The sequence below is a fragment of the Corynebacterium sp. UMB9976 genome (genome assembly GCF_030212265.1).
Lineage (GTDB): Bacteria > Actinomycetota > Actinomycetes > Mycobacteriales > Mycobacteriaceae > Corynebacterium.
This window is the reverse complement of sequence record NZ_JASODY010000063.1, coordinates 1-380: the sequence shown is the minus strand read 5'-3', so window position 1 is coordinate 380 and position 380 is coordinate 1. Positions and strand designations below refer to the sequence as shown.

General features: G+C 54.5%; 1 protein-coding gene. It reads right to left on the bottom strand.

Annotated features, from left to right (window positions below):
- Nucleotides 1-221 (bottom strand): helix-turn-helix domain-containing protein (locus QP140_RS09800; protein ID WP_284759472.1); only part of this gene is annotated, 221 nt, incomplete at its 3' end.
- Nucleotides 222-380: the final 159 nt, after the last annotated feature.

The window sequence follows — 380 nt, the reverse complement described above, 5'->3', positions numbered from 1 at the left end:
CGCCATTTCCGGAACCAATCTTTGACGAGCTGGTCTGACGACAGGCCAAACTCGCGGGCAAGATCCATTCTTGTCTCACCGGCAAGGTAGCGTTGGACAACTTCCTTCTTGATGTCGAACGAATACTGCTGCTTTGTCGGTTTCTCCACAAGACATAGCCTGCCATGCAGTTGAAACCGACGATAGAGGTCGCGTGTTGCGCTTGTCGAGACCCCGACCATGTTCGCAGCTGCTCGGTACCCCATGCCCCGCTCGAAACACTCCACCAACTGCTCGCGCTGATATTCGCTCAGCGAACTTCGTGGGTTAAGGGTCAAAAGGGGATGCGGACGGGATCTTGGAGGATTCCACTTATGAACCGTTCGTACACAGATCAGCAG